This window comes from Streptomyces sp. NPDC032721, assembly GCF_055579625.1.
This window is the reverse complement of sequence record NZ_JBVIMX010000005.1, coordinates 99,500-116,553: the sequence shown is the minus strand read 5'-3', so window position 1 is coordinate 116,553 and position 17,054 is coordinate 99,500. Positions and strand designations below refer to the sequence as shown.

The window sequence follows — 17,054 nt, the reverse complement described above, 5'->3', positions numbered from 1 at the left end:
TTCTTTCCCCCCCCCCCACCCACCACACCCCCCCCTTTTTTTTGGCAGAGGGCCATCGGGGGGAGCAACCTCTTCCGGGGGACGGGGTCCCCCCCCCCCCCCCCCCGCTGGGGGAGTGGTGGGTGGTGGCTCAGGCGTTGTTCCGGTTGCGGCGCAGGACGGCGAAGCCGAGGCCCGCGGCGCTGACGGCGGCGATGCCGCCCGCGGCCATGAGGAGACCCGAGGGGCCGGAGTCGGCGACGTTCTCGGCGCCCGCCTTGACGGCGCCCTTCGGGATGACACCGGTGTGGGTGGTCGTTCCGTTGGCCTTGTGGGCCGGGGCGGGGTGGACCTTCTTGGCGTGCGAAGTGTTGTCGGTGTGTTTGGAGTTGAGGTAGGTGATGCCGATGTGGCCGTTGGAGGGGTGGAGCTCGTACTTGACGCCGTTGTAGGTGATGGTGGGGTGGGTGGAGGAGAGGGTGGCGATTTCCTTGCCGTTGACGGTGATGGTGGCGACGAAGGCTCCGCCTCGGTTCTGGATCTGGGCGGTGGCGCCGTTGCCGAGCTTGACGGTGTAGACCTCGCCCCACTTGTTGTTCTTGTTCGCGGAGTCGTCCTTGCTCCGGTCCTTGTTCCGGTCCTTGTTCTCCCGGTGGTCCTGCTTCTGGTCCTGCTTCTTGTCCTTCTTCGTGTCGTCGGTGTTCTTCAGGTAGCCGATGCCGACGTGGCCGTTGGACGGGGTGAGCTCGTACTTGACGCCGTCGTTGGTGATGGTGGGGTGGGTGGAGGAGAGGGTGGCGATTTCCTTGCCGTTGACGGTGATGGTGGCGACGTAGGCTCCGCCTCGGTTCTGGATCTGGGCGGTGGCGCCGTTGCCGAGCTTGACGGTGTAGACCTCGCCCCACTTGCTCGGGTCCGCCGAGTCGTCCTTGGTCTTGTCCTTCTCCTTGGCAGTGTCCGTGCCGCCGGTGTTGGAGGTGGCGGTGTTGCCGGTGTTGCCGGTGTCGCCGGTATTGCCGGTGTCGGACAGGGCGACGGACGGGTCGACGGGGGCCGGGGAGTCCGCGAACGCCGCTGCCGCGGGTATGAGCAGTGCACCGCTGACGAGGGAGGTCACGGCGGCGGTGCGGATCAGGTTCTTGGGGCGGTTCGTGGTCACGGAACGTTCCTTACGGTCGGTTCGCCCGGAGGCGATCGTCTTGACACGTAGAACGCTAGATAGGAGCTGTTGCGGCCATTTGTCTGTTTCGTAACGGATGCCAGTACCTGTTCGCGATGTTCTGTTACGAGACCCGAAGGTCCTGGCAGCGCCCGGGTCGGAAGGCCCGGCGGACCCCGTGGGGCAGGGACTTTGTACCGGGGCCTCATGGCATGTACCAGCCCTGCGGCGAGTGATCCGGTGCGTACGGTGATGTCGACCCGCCCATCGCCAGAAAGGTCGCGGCTCGCACAGAGTCCAGGTACCCCGATGACCGACAGAACCGACAGAACCGACAGAACCGACAGAACCGATAAGGTCGACTTCAAGAAGACCCTCGACAGCTACCGGGCCGTACGGGACCGGATCCGGATCGTGGACGTGCCCGACCTGAGCTACCTCATGATCGACGGCCACGGCGACCCGAACACCTCGCCCGACTACGCCGAAGCGCTCCAGGCGCTCTACCCGGTGGCGTACAAGCTGAAGTTCGCGAGCAAGCGCGACCTCGGCCGCGACTACGTCGTCATGCCCCTGGAAGGTCTGTGGTGGGCCGAGGACATGGACTCCTTCACGGTGGCGCGGGACAAGTCCCGGTGGAGCTGGACGTTGCTGATCATGACGCCGGACTGGATCGACCGGCAGATGTTCGACGCCGCCGTCGACCAGGTGGGAAGCGGGACGGGAAGCAGGGAAAGGCCGGCGCGCCTGGGCGACATCCGTCTGGAGCCGCTGTCCGAGGGGACCTGCGTACAGACGCTGCACGTCGGCTCCTTCGACGACGAGGCCGCCGTCCTGGCCCGAATGCACGACGAGTTCATCCCGGACAACGGCCTCCGCATGACCGGCAAGCACCACGAGATCTACCTCAGCGATCCCCGCAAGGTCGCCCCCGCGAAACTGCGCACCATCCTCAGACAACCGGTCAGCGGCAACGACGCCACCGCTCCCCGCTGACCACTCATGCAGCCCCCGGCCCCGGCAGGTCCATCCGGGCCAGTTCGGCCGGGTCGACGAGGGCGGTCATCTCGGTGATGCGCCCGTCGGTCACGGTGAAGAAGAGCAGGGAGCGCGGCGTACCGTCCTCGCCCCAGGCGACGACTCCGGGGCGGCCGTTGACGGTCACCGTACGTCCCTGGGCCGCGCCGCCTGCCAGCCGCGCCCGGGAGGCCACTTCGGTGGCCCCGAGCGTGACGAACGTACCGTCCGGGGTGCGGACGGTGAACTTCACCTCCGGGTGCAGCACCCGCAGCAGCTCCTCGAACCGGCCCTCTCCCGCTGCGGCCAGGAAGGCCCGCACCACCTCGCGCTGCTGCCGCCCGGCACCCGCCGCCTGCTCGGCGTCCCGCATGTCGCGTACGTCCCGCACCTTCCTCCGGGCGCGACTGGCCAGCATCTTGGTCGTGTCGGCGGACTTGCCGAGAATCGTGCCGATCTCCCCGTGGGGCACGGCGAACACGTCGTGCAGCACGAACGCCAGCCGTTCGTCCGGGCGCAGCGAGTCGAGGACCGTCAGCAGCGCGAGGCCGACGGAGTCCCCGAGCGCCACGAGTTCCTCCGGCGCGGGGGCGTCGTCGAGCGTCACGGTGTACTCGGGCAGCTCGTCGTCGAGAGCGACCTCCGGCCGGGTCCGCCCCGACCGCAGGACGTCCAGGCTGATCCGGCCGACCACGGTGGTCAGCCAGCCCGCGAGGTTGTCGATGGTGCCGGCGTCCTGGCGGGAGAGCCGCAGCCATGCCTCCTGGACCGCGTCCTCGGCGTCCGCGTGCGAGCCGAGCACGCGGTAGGCGACGCCCCTCAGCCGGTCGCGGTGGGACTCGAAGGCATCGGCGATCGGGTCCGTGGGGTGGGTGTGAGCCATGGTGGTTACCTTTCTGGAAGCTGCTCCGTCATAGGGGTGACGGGCACCAGCCCCGGAACGTAACCCCCATGAACGTAACCCCTATGAAGGAGAGCACGACCTCATGGAGAACCGACTCAAGAACAAGAACGTCAGCAACCCCGACCTGTGGACCGCGATCCAGCACCTCCACAAGGCGATAGCGGTCGCGGGCGTCGACCCGAAACTGCTCACCCTGGTCCACCTGCGCGTCAGTCAGATCAACGGCTGTTCCGCCTGCGTGTACGCAAGCGTCTCCGCAGCCAGGAAGAGCGGCGAGACCGACGACCGGCTGCACAACGTGGCGGCCTGGCGCGAGGCCCCCTTCTACACCGATGCGGAGCGCGCGGCACTGGCGCTGGCCGAGGCGGCCACCCGGCTGCAGGACGGCGCGGAAGGCGTCACCGACGCGGTCTGGGAAGAGGCCAACGCCCATTTCACGGAGGACGAGATCGGCGCGATCAACCTGGAGATCGCGCTGACCAACTTCTTCAACAGGCTCAACCGCACGGTCAAGGAACCGGCCGGCCGGACCTGGGGCTGAGCCGGGTGGTGGGCACCGTCCGTTTGCGTACGTACGCGTGCGACGGTGCCCGCCCCCTCATGTGTGCCGGTGGTACGCCTTGTTGGCGATGCGCCACCCGTCGCCGACATGGACCAGCAGGAACACGTCGGTAAAGGTGTCCGCGCCGTGGTGCAGGGTCATGGTCGCGGTCGCGACGGTGCCGTGGACGTCGACGGTGTCGATACGGCGGGAACGGGCCTGCTCGTCCGGGGCCGGGCTTCCCCCGAAGAGGGCGCAGTACGCGTCCAGCGGCCACGAGACGAAGGCACCGTCGCGCATCCCCTCGATGTGGGCGGAGGGCAGGAACGCGTCGCGGAAGTGGGCCGGGTCGCCGGTGGCGTGCCCGCGCAGATAGGCGCGGAGGGGTTCGAGTACGGCGTCCGGGGGAGCGGGCGCGGTCGCGGCAGCGGCGATGTCGGCCTCGGGGTCGGCGGGTCGGCCCGCCAGCCCGGCCGTACCGCCCAACGGGGCGCCCGAAGCGGCGCCCAGCAGGGCCACGTCCTTGGCCAGCGCGCCGACGGTGAACTCGGCCGTCCCGGAGACCGGGCTGCCGCTGAGGAAGGGGCGTTTGCGGGCCACCAGCTTGCCGAGGTGGCCGAGTTCGAGGACGTCCAGCACCTGGTCGCGGGGCAGTCCGAGGGCGTCGGCCTGCCGCAGTGTGTCGCGGAGTGCGAGGACGGCTCCGGCGAGGCTGTTGTTGGCGATCAGCTTGAGCGAGGCGGCGGTACGGGCGTCGTCGACGCGTCGTACGGTACCGAGCGCCTCCAGCACAGGGCGGGTACGGTCCAGAACGTCCTGCTCCCCGGCGGCGAGGATCTCCAGGGTGCCCGCGCGGACCGCCGGTACGGAGCCGAGCACGGGCGCGTGGAGGTAGTACGGCCCGAACCGCCGGGCCAGGTCCGCCGCCTCGATGGGGGAGACGGTGCCGGTGTTCACCACGACCGTGCCAGGGCGCAGCGCGTCACGCACCTCGTCGAGCACCTCCCGGCACGCGGGTCCGTCGAACAGTGCCAGGAGTACGAGATCGGCCCGCGCCACCGCTTCGTGCGGCTCGCCGGACACCTCGACGGCCCCCGACGCGCGCCCCGAGCGGGTCCAGCCGATGACATCCCAGCCCTGGGCGTCGAGTCGGGTCGCCATCGCGTCGCCCATGCGGCCCAGGCCGAGGACGGCGAGAGTGTGGAGGTCGATGGTGCCGAGTGCGGTGGTCACGAGTGCGGTCATGGGGAACAGGCTGGTACCTCAAGGGAGTTGCGACAAGCGCAGATTTCGCAGGGCAGCCCTGCGGAACTCGCATACCCACCGGTCATACTGGCGCCCATGGAACTGACCGTGTGGCGGACCTTCGTGACGGTGTGCCGCCTGGGCTCCCTGTCGGCGGCGGCCGTCGAGCTCAACCACACCCAGTCGGCGGTCTCCCGCCAGATCGCCGGACTGGAGCGGGAGATCGGCGTACCCCTGATGGAGCGCCACGCGCGTGGGGTGCGTCCGACTCCGGCCGGTGAGGTGTTCCGGCACCATGCCCTGGCCACGCTCAACGAGGCCGACCGCGCCGTGCGCGCCGCACGGGAGGTGCACGGCGGGGCGTACAGCCGCCCGCTGGCTGTCGGCGCCACGCCCTCGCTGGCCTCCGGCATCGTCCCCGAGGCCATCCGCCGTCTGCTGGAGCACGCCGGATCCACCCGCTGGAGCCTGACCCCCGGTCTGAGCACGGAGCTGCACCACCGGGTGAGCACGGGCGACCTCGACCTTGCCGTCGTCACCGACGCCCCGCCCGGCCTGCCCCACGACCCGAGGGTCGAGCAACGGTTCCTCGGCCTGGACGAGATGGTGGTCGTCCTGCCCGCAGGCCACCCGAGGGCTGGGGACGGCCCGGTGGACATCCGGACGCTGGCCGACGAGACCTGGGCCGAGGACAACGAAGGCTCCGCCGCCCTCCTGCGCCGGCACGCCGCCCGCGCCGGGGTCACCGCCCGCATCGACCTCGCCGCGGCCGACCTGCACGGCAAGCTGGCCCTGGTCGCCACCGGTCACGCCATCGCCCTGATCCCCGGGGTCCTGACCCGCGCGCTGCGCACCGATGTCACTACCGTGGGCCTCGTCGACCCCCCGACCCGGGGCATCCACACCCTCGCCCCACGCCGCGACCCCCACCCCAGCACGGCCCCTCTCCTCGACCGGCTCGCCGCCGTCTTCAACGAGGCCCGCCCACCCGGGAGTCCACCTCCTCCATGAAGGCGAGCATCCGCGCGTTGACGAGGTCGGGGTGGTCCAGCTGCGGCCCGTGCCCACTGGCGGCGACGATCTCGGCGCGGGCGCCGGGGATCAGCCGAGGCACCCGCTCCAGCTGCCGCTTCGGGTGTACGAGCAGGCTGCGCTTGCCCATGATCAGGTGGAACGGCGTCCGGATCGAGGCCAGTTCGTCGTCGGACAGCGGCAGCGGTGCCGGGCGGCGTATCCGGAAGGCCCTCGCGCCCGCCTGGATCCACCTGCGCAGTTCGGGCTGTGCGATGACCGGCTGCTCCAGCCAGGACGCCAGCCTCGGGCGGAGCGCCCGGGGGGCGAAGGAGGCGAAGAGGCTGACGAAGACCCAGGCGAAGAAGCGCAGCCCCACCTTCTCCAGCCCTCCCGGGTCGAGGGCGGTGACCGAGGCGATCCGGCCGGGCCGCAGGTGCGCCTGGTTGATGACGAGCCAGCCGCCGTAGGAGGAACCGACCAGGTGGACCCGGTCGAGACCGAGCGCGTCGAGGGCCTCGTCCATCCACTGCGCCGCGCGCTCGGGCTGCCACATGGGCTCCCGGTGGATGCTGCGGCCGGCGTCGCCGGGGGTGTCGAGCGCGTAGACGGGCCGTTCGGCGCTGAGTGCGGGCGTGTTCGGGTACCACATGGCGGAGCAGTAGCCCGCGCCGTGGATCAGGACGACCGGTGTGCGCGACGAGTCCGCCGGGCCGTGCCGGTAGACGTGCGTGGTGCCGAAGGAGGTCTCCACGTCCGTCTCCGAACGGATGGGGGCGCCCATGGCGTAGACGGTGTCGCACGCCTCGAAGTACCGGTCGCGCAGGGTGTCGTTGACGTAGCGGCCGACGTCACGGCGCACGCGGGTCGAGCTCTCGGGCACAGGGTTCTCGGGCACGGGGCAGCCTCCGGGAAGATCCATTCTTTGTGATACGAACGTACCATGGAGTTGATACGGGCGTACCATGAAAATGTCCGGCAACCGGAGAGCCTGATACCGGTACCCACCACTCAAGGGCGGAGCCCCGAGCACATGCCGAAGCGCGTGGACCACGAGGAACGGCGTACGCACGTCGCCGAGGCACTCGTCCGGGTGGCCGGACGGCGCGGACTGCACGCCGTCGGCATGCGGGACGTGGCAGCGGAGGCGGGAGTGTCGCTGCGCCTCGTGCAGTACTACTTCCAGACCAAGGAGAAGCTGCTCTTCTACGGACTCCAGCACCTCGCCGACCGCTTCACGGCCCGGGTGGGAGCCCGCCTGGTGGCCGCCGGCCCCGACCCCTCCCCGCGCACCACCGCCGAGGCCCTGCTGCTGGCCTCGCTGCCGACCGACGAGGAGAGCCGCACCTTCCACCTCCTCTTCAGCTCGTACGCCCTGCTCGCCGTGACCGACGAGGCGCTCGCGGCCCAGCCGTTCATCGACAATCCCGACGCCGCCGAGAACGCCCTCACCGGTCTGCTCGAACAGGCCCAGGAGGCAGGGCTGGCCGACCCCGGCGCCGACGCCCGTACGGAGGCGATCAGCCTGCTCGCCATGACGGCCACCATGGGCACCAGCATCCTGGTCGGCCAGCGCGAGCCGGAATCGGCCGTCGCGGTCCTGCGCCACCACCTGGACCGGATCTTCAACTCCGCTGCTCCTGCCGCGCGTTCCGAACCGGGCGTGTGACGCACGACGGGCGCGTCCGCCGATGAACAGCACGGACGCGCCCGCCGGACCACAAGGACCTTGTCACCTCGTGACCTCGTGGCCGGGTTACAGCTCCTTGATGCGGATGTCGCGGTACGAGACGACGTCGGTCGTCCCGTGCACCTGGAGCCCGATGTAGCCGGAGGCGAACCTGCGGCCGTCGGTGCCCGGGTCGTCACCGCGCGGCGGCTCGAAGACCTGCCCGCCGTTGTTGTCGAACTCGTTGATCAGCACGCCGTTGCGGAGGATCGAGTAGTGCTGGCCCTCCACCCGGATCTCGTAGTCGTTCCAGGTGCCCTTCGGGGTGACGCCCGCGCCGCCGAGGCCGACGCGGTCGAATCCGTAGAGCGAGCCGGTCTTGTACATGTCGCCGTCGGGACGGTCCAGGATCTGCACCTCGTGCCCGTACTTGATGGCCACCCACTCGGGCCGGGGCTCCTCCGGGTGGTCGTGGACGTTCGGGAAGCGCACGAAGACACCGGAGTTGGCGAAGTTGGTGTCCCCGGGCGCGTCGTCGCGGAACTGGAGCTTCAGCGAGAAGTTCTCGTACTTCCGGGACGGGAACCACAGCATGCCCATGCCGGGCACGGTGGTGCTGCTGGTGATCGTCCCGTCGGCGTTCAGGCCGAAGGAACCGCCGCCGACCTGCTGCCACTTCGCGAACGAGGCGGCGGTGCCGTCGAACAGCGGGCGGTAGCCCTCGGTCTGGCCCGGCTTGCCGATGCCGGAGGCCTTGGCCGCCGCGTAGATCTTCCTGTGCTCGCGCTGGTCGATCACACCGTCGGCGAGGAGCTTGTCGAGCACCTGGTCGACGTGCTTGAGGAACAGGGCGTGCGAGGTCCACTCCTTCTCGTCCTCGATCAGCTCGCCGATGGTGCAGCGGCCACGGGTGAGCCGGTTGGGCACACCCGTGTCGACCGTGCCCACGAAGACCGTCAACCGCTCGTCGAACTCGGGGCAGTTGGGGGCGGGAACGCCACCGCCGGGCGCGACGTCGAAGGAGACCCTCTTCGGCTCGGAGGTGTTGCCCGCCTTGTCGGTCGCCCGGTGCAGCAGGGTGTGGTGGCCGACGCGGTCGACGACCACGGGGGCCGTGTAGGCGAGGTAGGGGCCGCTGTCGAGCGAGTACTCGACCTTGTCGACCCCCGAACCCCCGGTGTCGGTCGCGGTGACGGTCGTCTTCGCGCTGCCGAGGTAGGCGCCGTCGGAGTTCCTGGTGCCGGACACCGTCGAAGCCGTCACCGGCGGTGTCCTGTCCTGGGCGGGCGGGACGACGACGGTGAAGTCGACGGCCTTCTCGGCGGCGACGTTGCCCGCCTTGTCGCTCGCCCGGTAGCGGACCTTGTGGACGCCTGCCTCGTGGACCATCACCGGTGCGGTGTACGGGGTCCAGGCGCCGGCCGCCCCGAGCGCGTACTCGATCCGGTTGACGCCCGAGCCGGTGTCGGACGCGGTCACGGTGACCGTCGCCATGTTGACGTACCGGCCCTGCTCGTCCTTCTCGCCGGTCACCGTCGCCGAGGTCTCCGGCGGAGTCCTGTCGTCGGTGGGCGGCGCCGCGACCTTGAAGTCGACGGCCTTCTCGGCGGCCGTGTTCCCGGCCTTGTCGGTGGCCCGGTAGCGGACCTTGTGCGTACCGACCTCGTGGATCATCACGGGGGAGGTGTACGGGGTCCAGGCGCCGCCGGCACCCAGCGCGTACTCGGTCTTCTCGACGCCCGAGCCGCCCTCGTCCGTCGCGGACACGGTCACGGTGGCGTGGCCGATGTAGTCGCCGTCCGCGTTCTGCTCCCCGTCGACCTTCGCGGAGGTCACGGGCGCGGTGGTGTCGGGACCGCCGCCCCCGTCGGTGACGGTGAGGATGCCCTGCATCGAGCCGTGACCGGGGATGGTGCAGTGGAACCGGTAGCGGCCCGGGGTGAGGGTGACCTCGGCGGTGTGCTTGCCGCCCTGGGCGTCACCGGGGTTGGCGAGGATGTTGAGCGGTACGTCGTTGTTGTACTCGGGGTCCGACACGTCGAAGGTCAGCGTGTGCGGCATGCTCGTGGTGTTGCCGGTCGCCGTGCTGTTCTCGAAGACGATCGTGGTGGGTCCCGCGACCGCCGTGGTGGGGAACGTCAGATAGCGGTCGATGGGGTCACCGGCCGTCCAGGTGAGCGTCTGCGCGGCCCGTCCGGAGGCGGGCGCGGGCTTGCCCCCGCCGTACGCGGCCGTCGACGCCAGCCCGAGAACCATCAGCACGGCGGCCAGAACCGCCTTCCACACACGGGGAGTTGCATGTCCCTGCGATCTCCTGACGGGCACTCACCTCACCTCCTTCTTGACCACGTCACCGGCGGCCGGGGTCGGCTCGCCGCCCTTGTACGTCACGCGCCACAGCGCCGACTTGTCGTCCAGGGTGAAGAAGCCCCGCCCGTAGTCCAGGACGTAGAGCGAGCCGTCGGGGGCGAACTTCCAGTCCATGAGGTTGCGGATGCCCGTGGCCCCCACCGGGATGATCTTCTTCAGGGATTCGGCGTGCGTGGGCAGCCCGCCCTTTCCGACCGTTCTCGGGTCGGTGAGCACGGCGTGCCGGGGCTGGGTGGAGTCGTAGAAGTCACCGACGAACCACTTGCCGTCCCAGTACGAGGGCCACTTGTCCTTGCTCGTGCTCGCCGCGTCGTAGCGGTAGACCGGGCCGTTCATGGTGGCCTGGCCGCCGCCCTTGAGCCAGGGCAGCAGCAGTTTCTGCTCGGAGATCTTGTAGCTGGGGACGCCGTTGGCGTCGCGGGGGTAGTCGGGCGCGCCGCCCTGGGGGGAGTACCAGATGGTGTTGGGGGTGATGGCAGGCAGGTTGACCAGGCCGTTGTTGTTCGGCGACTCGTTCTTGGGCTTGGCGCAGTCGTACCAGCCGAGCGGCTTGTCCGGGTCTGGCAGGTTGCGGTCCCGGTAGGGCTGGTTGTTGCCCATGCAGTACGGCCAGCCGTGGTTGCCCGGCTTGGTGATCGCCGCGAACGTGTCGTACTTGGCGGGGCCCCAGGTGGTGCTGGGCTCCCCGGCATCCGGACCGACCCAGCCCGCGTACAGCACATCGGTCTTGGGGTCGACGGCGATGCGAGCCGGGTTGCGCACGCCCATCACGTAGATCTCGCCCCGGGTCTTGCCGCCGCCCTCGTCGGGTTCCCGGCCGGTGAAGAGGTTCCCGGCAGGGAGGGTGTAGGTGCCGTCGTCCTCGGGGTGGATGCGCAGGATCTTGCCGTTGAGGTTGTTGGTGTTCCCGGCGGTCCTGCGGGCGTCGGCGAAGGAGACGCCCTTGAAGTTCGGCTGCGGATTGTTCCCGGAGTAACCCCCGCTGAACTGCGAGGAGTTGTTGTCACCGGTCGCGATGTACAGGTTCTGCTTGGAGTCCCAGGCCATGCCGCCGCCCGCGTGGCAGCAGCTGTGGATCTGCACCGGCCAGTCGAGCAGCACCTTCTCGCTCGCCAGGTCCAGCTTGTTGGTGGCCGGGTCGAGGGTGAAGCGGGAGACCCGGCGCTCGGCCATGTGGGTGTCGCGGTTGATCCGGGAGTGCGGGGTGTAGTGGAGGTAGACCCACCCGTTGGTGAGGAAGTCGGGGTCGAGCTCGACGCCAAGCAGCCCCTCCTCGTTCTTGATCAGTTCGTCGCCGCCGCCCTTGTTGCCGAAGACGGTGAGGGCGCCGGCGAAGGTGACCTTCCTCGTCTTCGGGTCGTAGACGTGGACCTGCCCCTGACCTTTGCCGATGTCCGGGTTGTTCCAGTCGGTGACGACGGGGGCGTTGCCCGCCGCACCGCCCCGGCCGATGTACACGACCCGGCCGTCCTTGGCGACGACCATGCCGTGCGGCTCGCCGATCTGGTCGGTCTGGCCGGGCTGGTTGGGCGAAGTGACGCGCTCGGCCGTGTAGTTGGAGTTGATCGCGGCACGGCAGTCGGCGTGCTCCAGGCGGGTGGTCCAGAGCAGGGCGCCGCGCAGGTGGTCGCGGAAGTCGGTCTCGGCGAAGGCTTCGGCAGTGCCGCCCATGCCGGTGTAGAAGGACCGGCCGCCGTCGTAGTCACGGCACCAGGAGACCGGGTGGTCGGCGCCGTTCGCGCCGGTGCCGGGCTGGTAGGTGGCCTCGCGGACCCGGGCCACGGTGTGCACGTCGCCGGACGGGTTCGTGGTCCAGTTCAGCCACTTGTCCGGCCGCTTCCACTCCAGCGGCAGCGACTTGACCGCCGGATGCTGCCGGTCGCCGACCTCGACGGTGGCCCGCTGCACGGCGGATCCGCTGCCCGTGACGGCGCGCGCGCCGACCAGGGCGCCGAACCACTCCGAGTACGGTTCCGTGCGCGCGGCGTCGTGGATGCCGAGGAAGCCGCCGCCCGCCTCCATGTACGCCTCCAGGCCCGCCTCCTGCTCCGGGTCGAGGACGTCGCCGCCGTCGGTCAGGAAGACGACCGCGTTGAACTTGCCGAGCCGGGGCTTGGTGAAGATGCCCGCGTCGTCGGTGGCCACGACGCTGAACCGCTGGGCGGCGGGCCCGGAGGCGCCGATCTTCTCCACCGCCTCGATGCCCGCGTTGACGTTGGGCGCCTCCTCGCCGGACGCGGAGGCGTGGAAGACGAGGACCTTGACGGTGGCCCCGCTGCCGGGCGGGGAGGGCAGGGACAACGTTGTCCTGACCTTGGCCTTCAGGGCCTCCCTGGCCGAGGGGGCCGGATCGTCGGGGTACGGCCGGGCGGACGCGGACGTACCGCCGAGCAGTGAGGCGGCAACTGCTCCCGCCGCGAGAACTGCCGCCCAGGCACGGCGGGTTGGTCTCGGCCGGTGATGTGGCGTGCTCTGCGGATGCTGCATAAGTACTCACCCATCCCTCTGTGGCTCAGTGGTCACAGGAACGGCGATGAAGCTAGACCCCTTTTCCCGGTTCGCCAAGAGTTATCACCGCACTGGGTGCAACTTTGTCCTGAGTGTGGATAAACCCGCGTCGCGCCGCTACCGTGACGCCGTCAATCTCCGTACCAGGATGGGGAGTTCCGCATGGACAGACGCAGCTTCAACAGACGCCTGCTGGTGGGCGGAACAGCGGTGGCCGCGACCGGCACCACCGCGCTGACATCGTTGTCCTCCGGCCCTCCCGCCCAGGCGGCCGCCGCCCCGGGCACCCCGCCGAAGACCGCCCCCGCCGGCGGCCAGGTCCGCCACCTCAAGATGTACGCGGAGAAGCTGCCCGGCGGACAGATGGGCTACGGCTTCGAGAAGGGCAAGGCATCGGTCCCCGGCCCGCTCATCGACATCAACGAGGGCGACACCCTCCACATCGAGTTCGAGAACACCATGGACGTGGCCGCCAGCCTCCATGTCCACGGCCTGGACTACGACATCGCCAGCGACGGTACGAAGATGAACCGCAGCCACGTCGAACCCGGCGGCACCCGCACCTACACCTGGCGCACCCACCTCCCCGGCAAGCGCAAGGACGGCACCTGGCGCGAGGGCAGCGCGGGCTACTGGCACTACCACGACCACGTCGTCGGTACGGAGCACGGAACGGGCGGCATCCGCAACGGCCTCTACGGCGGGGTCATCGTCCGGCGCCAGGGCGACCTGCTCCCTGACAAGACGTACACCATCGTCTTCAACGACATGACGATCAACAACAAGCCGGGCCACCAGAGCCCCAACTTCGAGGCCACGGTGGGCGATCGCATCGAGATCGTCATGATCACCCACGGCGAGTACTACCACACCTTCCACATCCACGGTCACCGCTGGGCGGACAACCGCACCGGCCTCCTGACGGGCCCGAACGACCCGAGCCGGGTCATCGACAACAAGATCACCGGCCCGGCGGACTCGTTCGGCCTCCAGATGGTGGCCGGTGAGGGGGTCGGGGCCGGTGCCTGGATGTACCACTGCCACGTACAGAGCCACTCGGACATGGGAATGGCGGGCCTGTTCCTGGTGGCCAAGCCGGACGGCACGATCCCGGGGTACGACCCCCACCACTGAGCACCGCAGGAAGGCCGCCCCGCCGGGGCGGCCTTCCGCATGTCAGGGCGAGCGGAGCGAGAACCGCCCCGAGGCCGTCAGAGGCAGCGCCCGCACAGGGCCTCGCGCCTCGGCGAGGCCAGGGCTGCGACCCCCGGCACGGGCTGCCACCGGCCGCGGTGCGCCCGGTGGGAAGGCGGGCCGTACGGCGACTGCCAGGCCGGACGACCGGACCCGCCCCCGGCCACGGCCCCGACGCCCGCGCCGACCAGGCTCCGGCGTCGTACGAACGGGACCTGCGACAGCGTCAACAGCCTCGGCTGCAACCGGCCGAGAACGTGATGGGCGTCGATACGGGGCAGACCGCTCGCCCGCAGACGCCCGGCGGGGCAGCGGCGGCAGCGGTGGAGGGCGAGGGGCAGACAGGTGGGCACAACCACCCGGATTTCGGACACAGAGATACACCGGTTCCCGTGAGAAGACCACAGCGAAATGACGCACGGCGCAAAGGCGCGGCGCGCGACGGTTCAGCGTTCGGAATGTCTCACTTGGTGTACATCGGCACATCCTTGACAGGGCGACAGCAGGTGACAACAGCGGGCGGCAGAAAGGTAACGGCACACGGGAGCACGGCTCCACTGATTTACGGGCGCCGCCGTGAGCCGTGCGCACACCGGGCACGTCGGCCCGATTGTCACGGTCCTGTCATACAGCGATCACGAAAGGAACGCCCGGGGGATCACTCCCCCTCTCCACCCGCAGAACCCCGCAAGAGGCCGGGGGACACCGAACAGCCCGACGATCCGATGTCCCCGAGTGCCGGAACGCCTGCCCGTCGAGGGCAGGAACCCGTTTGAGGAGAGAAAGATGCTCGTCCGCAAGAAGAAGATCTCGATGCTCACCCTGACCGCCGTGGCGGCCGCCCTGTCGCTCACCGCCTGCGGCAACAGCGGCACCAGCGCGCCGTCGTCCTCCGCGTCCTCCTCGTCGTCCTCCGGTACGCAGTCCTCCGCCCCGACGACCGCTCCGTCCGCACCGACGGACAACCCCTCGGCCGCCTCGGACAAGCCTTCGGCCCCGAAGGACAAGCCCTCCGGGGGCACCGCCCCGGGCGTCGCGAAGAAGCCCGGAACCAAGTGCACCGACCAGATCAACTACGCGGGCGACTCCCGCTCCAACGCCGAGATCAACTCCATCGGCGAGGACACCGGTCACTGCCCGAAGCCGGAGAAGAAGAGCGCGCCCGCCGGCACCCCGAAGAAGCCTGGAACCAAGTGCACCGACCAGATCAACTACGCCGGTGACTCCCGCTCCAACGCCGAGATCAACTCGATCGGCGAGGACACCGGTCACTGCCCGCCCGTCAAGCGCTGACGGACAGCGGACGAGGGACAGCGGACGACGGAGAACGGACGACGGAGAGCGGACGACGGACCGGCGCAGGACGGCCAGGCTCACGGCCGGCCTGCGCCGCGCCGGTCAGGCGGCGAAACGGTGGTTGCCGGTGATCGACCACACGGCGGAGATCCGCCCGTCGGTGACCGAGAACATGTCGATGCCGCTCTTGCCGACGAGGTCTCCGTCGGTGGCGTTGCCCTCGCTCCACCGGATGGCCAGCTCACCGCGCTCGGTGTCGACCAGCGGTGCGGCCTCCGCGTGGAACGTTCCCCCGGCGAGGCTGTTGACCGAGATGAACGAGGTCAGTTCGTCCTTGCCGAAGGTGTGGGCGGCGCCGTTGGTGCCGAAGTCGTCCGCGAAGTAGATCCGGAAGCCGGGGGCGAGGATCTGGTCGGCGAGGGCGACGTCTCCGTTCCAGAGCGCCGCCCACTGCTCCACCAGCCTGTTGCCGACGTCCCGGGTCAGCGGTGCGGAGTCGGTGATGGGGGTCGTCGTGACAGACATGGGTGCCTTCCGTCGTCGGTGCGTGGTCCGCCCACCCTCCGGAACAACGGCGACAACCCCCTGTCGGTGTTTGGCCCGCCGGTGGGCGGCTCAAGCGAAGCCGTAGAGCTTCTCCAGCGGGACGAGACCGAGGTCGGAGGCACCCTGGAGCTCCAGCCCCGAGAGGTCCACCGCACGCGGCTCGGCCGCCTCCTCCAGCAGCCGCGCCGCACGGATGCGGTCGAGCCGGAAGGCCCGTACGGCACGGTCCGCCCGGCACCAGCCGACGAAGTACCAGGGGTCGCCCTCCAGGAAGCCCACCGGTTCGACGGTGCGTCCGGCGGCCCCGCCCTCCTCGTCCGCGAGGCTCAGGTGCAGCAGCCGGCGGGTCGAGAGGGCCTCGCACAGGGTGTGGGGGAGTGCGTCCTGCGGTACGGGGTGCGCGGCGACCCGCACCCGGGCGGCGAGCTCGCGCGCCGCCTGCCGCTCGCGCTGCGGCATGACGGCGAACACCTTGTGCAGCGCCGAGCGGGCGTCCGCGGCGAACGGCGTCCCGGACAGCTTGTGCAGGGCGACGGCCAGCGCCGCCGCCTCGGCCGGGGTGATCGTCAGCGGCGGCAGGGTGTGCTCCTTGTCCACCACGTACCCGCCGCTGCGCCCCGGTTCGGCGTAGAGCGGCACTCCGGACTGCTGGAGGGCGCTGAGATCGCGCTCGACGGTGCGGGTGCTGACGCCGAAGCGCTCGGCGAGCCACCTGGCACTGCGCGGCCGGGGCGAGACCGCTCGCAACTCCTCCACCAGCGCGTACAGACGCTCGGTTCGGTTCACAGCCAACGACCGTAGTCGAACAGGTGGTTGAAGGAGGGCCGGTCGCGGAAGATCTGGTGGGCCGGTAGGCCGGCGCCAAGGGCACGTTCGGGGACGAGTTCAAGTACCTCTCCGTGATCCCGGGCGACCACGGCCGGAACAGCTGGGCGCACGCTTGCGTACGCGCACCGGACGGAAAGGTGCCCGTACGCACGCGGCTGAGCGGTGCCACCGCCGGGGCGCGCCGGTCAGGGTGTGCCGATCGGCGATCAGGGCGCGCAGGTCACGGCGCGTCGCGCAGGGTCTGCACCGCCTGCCGGCAGGCCGCCGCGGTCTGCGCGGTCACCTCGGAACACAGCAGGCAGTGCGCGTGGTGCCCCGCATGCTGCACGCAGGCCTGCCGACTCTGCTGGCACGCGATGATGCACGCCTCCAACTGGGCCATCAGCAGCGCCGGTTCGGGGTCGCTGCCCCGGGACAGCACCCGGCGCGTCGCCGCGGCGACGTCGGCGCAGTCCAGATCCCGGTTGATCGCCAGCTGCAGCTCGGTCGCCTCCTTCGCGTCGAGCATCGCGCTCGCACACGCGGTCGTGGCCTGCTCACACATCATCAGCGCGTCGACAGCCTGGGCGAGGGTGCTGGTGTCGAGGTGGTCGGCACGGGGAGCCAGGGATTCGAACAGCTCACGGGTCTGCATCGTCATCACCGCCAGGTAGGAGGGACCCTGGCCTTCGAAGCTAGCCCCGCCGCCACCCGCCGGGAAGTACCCCCCACAACATCCTTCACCGGGCCGAACACGACAGGCCACCCACCGGAGAAGACCGGCCATCGGACCCCCGCCGCACGGACT

General features: G+C 70.1%; 16 protein-coding genes. 6 read left to right on the top strand and 10 right to left on the bottom strand.

The window, feature by feature from the left end:
• Window positions 1-130: 130 nt before the first annotated feature.
• Window positions 131-1,138: a hypothetical protein gene (locus ACZ5PB_RS12955; protein ID WP_468690483.1), complete on the bottom strand. Its 1,008-nt coding sequence runs from the start codon at window positions 1,136-1,138 to the stop codon at window positions 131-133.
• 309 nt (window positions 1,139-1,447) lie between these two features.
• On the opposite strand from ACZ5PB_RS12955, the gene ACZ5PB_RS12950 reads away from it, so the two are divergent.
• On the top strand, window positions 1,448-2,134 hold the full coding sequence (locus tag ACZ5PB_RS12950; RefSeq protein WP_468690480.1) for a GyrI-like domain-containing protein: 687 nt from the start codon (window positions 1,448-1,450) through the stop codon (window positions 2,132-2,134).
• Between the two features lie 4 nt (window positions 2,135-2,138).
• Here the strand turns inward: ACZ5PB_RS12950 and ACZ5PB_RS12945 are convergent, their stop codons facing one another.
• Window positions 2,139-3,038 (bottom strand): sigma-70 family RNA polymerase sigma factor, encoded by a 900-nt coding sequence (locus ACZ5PB_RS12945; RefSeq protein WP_468690479.1) that lies wholly within the window; start codon window positions 3,036-3,038, stop codon window positions 2,139-2,141.
• Between the two features lie 103 nt (window positions 3,039-3,141).
• On the opposite strand from ACZ5PB_RS12945, the gene ACZ5PB_RS12940 reads away from it, so the two are divergent.
• A complete protein-coding gene (locus ACZ5PB_RS12940; RefSeq protein ID WP_468690477.1) occupies window positions 3,142-3,600 on the top strand; it encodes a carboxymuconolactone decarboxylase family protein in 459 nt (152 codons plus the stop codon).
• Between the two features lie 57 nt (window positions 3,601-3,657).
• Here ACZ5PB_RS12940 and ACZ5PB_RS12935 read toward each other — a convergent pair whose 3' ends face one another.
• Window positions 3,658-4,845, bottom strand: a complete 1,188-nt coding sequence (locus ACZ5PB_RS12935; protein ID WP_468690475.1) for a nuclear transport factor 2 family protein — start codon at window positions 4,843-4,845, stop codon at window positions 3,658-3,660.
• 96 nt (window positions 4,846-4,941) lie between these two features.
• Here ACZ5PB_RS12935 and ACZ5PB_RS12930 point away from each other — a divergent pair, with 96 nt between their 5' ends.
• Entirely contained in the window at window positions 4,942-5,856 is a 915-nt protein-coding gene (locus ACZ5PB_RS12930) for a LysR family transcriptional regulator (RefSeq protein ID WP_468690473.1), read from the top strand.
• Here ACZ5PB_RS12930 and ACZ5PB_RS12925 read toward each other — a convergent pair.
• Complete coding sequence (locus ACZ5PB_RS12925) at window positions 5,816-6,739, bottom strand: alpha/beta fold hydrolase (protein WP_468690872.1); 924 nt, start codon at window positions 6,737-6,739, stop codon at window positions 5,816-5,818. The two genes, ACZ5PB_RS12930 and ACZ5PB_RS12925, sit on opposite strands and share 41 nt — an antisense overlap.
• Window positions 6,740-6,889: 150 nt before the next feature.
• Here ACZ5PB_RS12925 and ACZ5PB_RS12920 point away from each other — a divergent pair, with 150 nt between their 5' ends.
• Window positions 6,890-7,525 (top strand): TetR/AcrR family transcriptional regulator, encoded by a 636-nt coding sequence (locus ACZ5PB_RS12920; RefSeq protein WP_468690471.1) that lies wholly within the window; start codon window positions 6,890-6,892, stop codon window positions 7,523-7,525.
• 87 nt (window positions 7,526-7,612) lie between these two features.
• Here ACZ5PB_RS12920 and ACZ5PB_RS12915 read toward each other — a convergent pair whose 3' ends face one another.
• Together ACZ5PB_RS12915 and ACZ5PB_RS12910 are read right to left on the bottom strand one after the other, a co-directional pair.
• On the bottom strand, window positions 7,613-9,781 hold the full coding sequence (locus ACZ5PB_RS12915; RefSeq protein WP_468690870.1) for an OmpL47-type beta-barrel domain-containing protein: 2,169 nt from the start codon (window positions 9,779-9,781) through the stop codon (window positions 7,613-7,615).
• Window positions 9,782-9,850: 69 nt separating this feature from the next.
• Window positions 9,851-12,382 carry a ThuA domain-containing protein gene (locus tag ACZ5PB_RS12910; RefSeq protein WP_468690469.1) on the bottom strand — a complete coding sequence of 844 codons (2,532 nt, stop codon included), beginning with the start codon at window positions 12,380-12,382 and terminating at the stop codon, window positions 9,851-9,853.
• A 183-nt stretch (window positions 12,383-12,565) separates the two neighbouring features.
• Here ACZ5PB_RS12910 and ACZ5PB_RS12905 point away from each other — a divergent pair, with 183 nt between their 5' ends.
• A complete protein-coding gene (locus ACZ5PB_RS12905; protein WP_468690467.1) occupies window positions 12,566-13,537 on the top strand; it encodes a multicopper oxidase domain-containing protein in 972 nt (323 codons plus the stop codon).
• A gap of 77 nt (window positions 13,538-13,614) precedes the next feature.
• On the opposite strand, the gene ACZ5PB_RS12900 is transcribed toward ACZ5PB_RS12905, so the two are convergent.
• A complete protein-coding gene (locus tag ACZ5PB_RS12900; RefSeq protein WP_468690465.1) occupies window positions 13,615-13,956 on the bottom strand; it encodes a hypothetical protein in 342 nt (113 codons plus the stop codon).
• Between the two features lie 427 nt (window positions 13,957-14,383).
• Here ACZ5PB_RS12900 and ACZ5PB_RS12895 point away from each other — a divergent pair, with 427 nt between their 5' ends.
• Window positions 14,384-14,890 carry a hypothetical protein gene (locus ACZ5PB_RS12895; protein WP_468690463.1) on the top strand — a complete coding sequence of 169 codons (507 nt, stop codon included), beginning with the start codon at window positions 14,384-14,386 and terminating at the stop codon, window positions 14,888-14,890.
• A 105-nt stretch (window positions 14,891-14,995) separates the two neighbouring features.
• Here ACZ5PB_RS12895 and ACZ5PB_RS12890 read toward each other — a convergent pair whose 3' ends face one another.
• The 3 genes from ACZ5PB_RS12890 to ACZ5PB_RS12880 form a co-directional block, all read right to left on the bottom strand.
• Entirely contained in the window at window positions 14,996-15,418 is a 423-nt protein-coding gene (locus tag ACZ5PB_RS12890) for a hypothetical protein (RefSeq protein ID WP_468690461.1), read from the bottom strand.
• A 90-nt stretch (window positions 15,419-15,508) separates the two neighbouring features.
• Complete coding sequence (locus ACZ5PB_RS12885) at window positions 15,509-16,225, bottom strand: helix-turn-helix transcriptional regulator (RefSeq protein WP_468690460.1); 717 nt, start codon at window positions 16,223-16,225, stop codon at window positions 15,509-15,511.
• A gap of 262 nt (window positions 16,226-16,487) precedes the next feature.
• On the bottom strand, window positions 16,488-16,907 hold the full coding sequence (locus ACZ5PB_RS12880) for a four-helix bundle copper-binding protein (protein ID WP_468690458.1): 420 nt from the start codon (window positions 16,905-16,907) through the stop codon (window positions 16,488-16,490).
• Window positions 16,908-17,054 lie beyond the last annotated feature (147 nt).

Coding starts and splice junctions, on each gene's coding strand:
- ACZ5PB_RS12950 (WP_468690480.1), top strand. CDS start 1,448: ATGACCGACAGAACCGACAGAACCGACAGAACCGACAGAACCGATAAG.
- ACZ5PB_RS12945 (WP_468690479.1), bottom strand. CDS start 3,038: ATGGCTCACACCCACCCCACGGACCCGATCGCCGATGCCTTCGAGTCC.
- ACZ5PB_RS12940 (WP_468690477.1), top strand. CDS start 3,142: ATGGAGAACCGACTCAAGAACAAGAACGTCAGCAACCCCGACCTGTGG.
- ACZ5PB_RS12935 (WP_468690475.1), bottom strand. CDS start 4,845: ATGACCGCACTCGTGACCACCGCACTCGGCACCATCGACCTCCACACT.
- ACZ5PB_RS12930 (WP_468690473.1), top strand. CDS start 4,942: ATGGAACTGACCGTGTGGCGGACCTTCGTGACGGTGTGCCGCCTGGGC.
- ACZ5PB_RS12920 (WP_468690471.1), top strand. CDS start 6,890: ATGCCGAAGCGCGTGGACCACGAGGAACGGCGTACGCACGTCGCCGAG.
- ACZ5PB_RS12915 (WP_468690870.1), bottom strand. CDS start 9,781: ATGGTTCTCGGGCTGGCGTCGACGGCCGCGTACGGCGGGGGCAAGCCC.
- ACZ5PB_RS12910 (WP_468690469.1), bottom strand. CDS start 12,382: ATGCAGCATCCGCAGAGCACGCCACATCACCGGCCGAGACCAACCCGC.
- ACZ5PB_RS12905 (WP_468690467.1), top strand. CDS start 12,566: ATGGACAGACGCAGCTTCAACAGACGCCTGCTGGTGGGCGGAACAGCG.
- ACZ5PB_RS12895 (WP_468690463.1), top strand. CDS start 14,384: ATGCTCGTCCGCAAGAAGAAGATCTCGATGCTCACCCTGACCGCCGTG.
- ACZ5PB_RS12890 (WP_468690461.1), bottom strand. CDS start 15,418: ATGTCTGTCACGACGACCCCCATCACCGACTCCGCACCGCTGACCCGG.
- ACZ5PB_RS12880 (WP_468690458.1), bottom strand. CDS start 16,907: ATGACGATGCAGACCCGTGAGCTGTTCGAATCCCTGGCTCCCCGTGCC.